The organism is Arthrobacter sp. H41 (assembly GCF_000520535.1).
Lineage (GTDB): Bacteria > Actinomycetota > Actinomycetes > Actinomycetales > Micrococcaceae > Arthrobacter_D.
The window spans coordinates 18,798-21,339 of record NZ_KI914819.1; the positions used below are offsets into that span (position 1 = coordinate 18,798).

Consider the following 2,542-nt stretch of genomic DNA (forward strand, 5'->3'; position numbering starts at 1 on the left):
CTTCCAGAGCAGCAGCCGCTCCGGTGCGGCCGGAGTCGCACCAGACCGGCCCCGGAACGGATTCCTAGGCCTGCGGCAGCTCGGCGTCGGGCGTCGCCTCCAGCGAGGTGACAGTCCAGGCTCCGTCGGCATGGACCACGACGGCGGTGTAGGTGGTGCCCCCGGGCGTGAACGGCCGCTGCTCCTGGACGTCGCCGCCCTCCGAGAACTCGGTGTAGGCGCCGGTGTTGACGGTGATCAGGGCAGTGACGTCGGCGCCGTCCACCACCTCTGCCTCGGGCGTGGTGATGAAGATGTCAGTGACCTTCGGTTGGCCTCCGAGCACCCAGCCACCGTCGGCGTAGATCGCTTCGAGGTTCTTTGCGGCGTCGAGCTCGGCGTTGGCCCCGTCCACGTTCTCGAGCATGGGAGCAGTGTCCCCGGTCTGCAGCGCGTAGGACTTGAGGTCGAAATAGTGGAACAGGAACGCCCGCGCACCTTCCGCAGTGCCTTCCCCGGCGAGTTCATTGGTTTCGGGTTGCACGATATTTGCTGCAGCAGCGCTTGAACTGGCCGGCGAGGGAGTGGCCTCGGGTGCTGATTCCGGCTCCCCAGCAGTGCCGCATGCGGTCAGCGCCAAGAGTGAGAGCGCGGTAATTGCCGCGGTCCTGGTGAAATTCATTGATCTTCCCAACAACTGGATAGGGGCGGCGTCTTCGGGAGCGGACGCGGATCTGCCCGGACGATGTTCGCCCCGTCAAGCCTAACGGTAGCCCTAAGCAACTTCCCTTAGGTGTGCTGTGAACTGGAACACCCTAAAGCCAGCGGTTCCGGCGGAAGGTCCAGTAGAGTCCACCTCCCATCGCCGCCATGAGCAGCAGGGCGAAGGGATAACCGAAAGCCCAGTGCAGCTCGGGCATGACGTCGAAGTTCATGCCGTACACGGAAGCGATCAGGGTGGGAGCGAAAAGGATCGCGGCCCACGACGAGATGCGCTTCACCTCCTCGTTCTGGGCGAGTGAGGTCTCGGTGAGGCGTGTCATCTCCTCGTTCTGGCGCTGGGCCACGAGCGTCGAGTGGACGGTCAGCGCGTTCTGCAGCAGCGCCCGGAAAGTATCGACCCGCTCCACGACACGGATCACGTGGTCGCGCACATCCCCCATCCGGCTGACCAGCCCGGGATCGAGCCGGTACTTCTCCGACCCGCGCTGGAGCGATTCGACCATGGACTGCAGCGGGTGTGTGGCGCGCTGGAATTCGATGACTTCCCGGTGCAGCTCGTAGATGCGGCGGGACACGTCCGGGTCTCCCCCGAACAACTCGTTCTCGATCTCGTCGATGTCATTCTCGAGACCCTGCACCACTGGCTCGTACTCATCGACCACTTCATCGAGGATCGCGTACAGCACGGCCTGTGGTCCCAGTGCCAGCAGCTCGGGACTCTCCTCCATGCGCCGCCGCACGTTGCCGAGATTCGGTGATTCGGCATGCCGGACCGTGACCACGAAGTCGGAGCCGATGAAGACGTGGAGCTCACCGAATTCCACCTTCTCCTCGGCGTCGAGATAGCGTGCCGGGCGGAGCACGACGAAGAGCGTGTCCTCGTAGCGCTCGAGCTTGGCGCGCTGGTGCCCGTTGGTGGCGTCCTCGACGGCGAGCTCATGAAGGTTGAGCTCCTGCGCAACCGCCGCTATCTCCGCCGCCGACGGCCGGTACAGGCCGATCCAGCCCATCCCGCCCCGCTCCCGCATGAGCTCGAAGGTCTGGTCGAGGTTCTTCGGCTCCAGGCGCCGCCTGCCGTCCACGTAGACGGCGTTGGCCACAAGTGCCATGTCAACGGTCCTTCACAGCGAGTTGCCGGAGCGTCTCGATCAGCAGCCGGCGCTCCTCGACCTTGATGCGTTCGTGGAGGGCCTCCTCGGTGTCGTCCGGCAGTACGGGCACCGCGGCCTGCGCGAGGATGGGCCCGGTGTCCACGCCCGCGTCGGCGATCATGACGGTGCAGCCGGTGATCCTGACTCCGTAGGCGAGCGCATCGCGCACGCCATGCGCGCCGGGGAAGCTCGGGAGGAGGGCCGGATGCGTATTGAGGTACCGGTCGGGGACGGCATCGAGGAATGCCTGGCCGACGATCCGCATGAAGCCCGAGGACACCACGTAGTCGGGCGTGTAGGACACGGTGGCCGCCGTCAGCGCGGCATTCCACTCCGCCCTGTCGGCGTACGCCCTGAAGTCCACGACGAAGGTGCTGATCCCTGCGTCAGCCGCTCGCTGCACGCCGTAGGTGCCCGGCCGGTCGGCGCCGACCGCCGCGATCTCGACGTCGAGCGCTCCCGAGGAAACGGCGTCGATCACGGCCTGGAGATTGGATCCGGTGCCCGACACCAGGACGACTATGCGCATGGCACCACCTTAGGCGCGCCGTCGCCTAGGGTTAAACCCATGAAAGACGTCGAGCACCCAGAGCACCCTGCACCGCCGCCGCAGCAGGATCCGGACCAGCGGGACATGCCGCACCCGGGCAGCGCGATGGGCCCGACGCGATCCGGCAATGACGGCGGCT

Annotated in this window: 3 protein-coding genes; all 3 read right to left on the minus strand. The window is 66.2% G+C overall.

Annotated features, from left to right (window positions below; translation table 11 throughout):
* Positions 1-64 precede the first annotated feature (64 nt).
* The 3 genes from Y705_RS0113035 to purN all read right to left on the minus strand — a co-directional run bounded on the left by Y705_RS0113035 (position 65) and on the right by purN (position 2,382).
* A complete protein-coding gene (locus Y705_RS0113035) occupies positions 65-661 on the minus strand; it encodes a DUF6318 family protein (RefSeq protein ID WP_026533174.1) in 597 nt (198 codons plus the stop codon).
* 133 nt (positions 662-794) lie between these two features.
* Positions 795-1,811, minus strand: a complete 1,017-nt coding sequence (locus Y705_RS0113040) for a magnesium and cobalt transport protein CorA (RefSeq protein ID WP_026533175.1) — start codon at positions 1,809-1,811, stop codon at positions 795-797.
* Between the two features lies 1 nt (position 1,812).
* Positions 1,813-2,382 carry a phosphoribosylglycinamide formyltransferase gene (purN, locus tag Y705_RS0113045; protein WP_026533176.1) on the minus strand — a complete coding sequence of 190 codons (570 nt, stop codon included), beginning with the start codon at positions 2,380-2,382 and terminating at the stop codon, positions 1,813-1,815.
* Between the last annotated feature and the right edge of the window lie 160 nt (positions 2,383-2,542).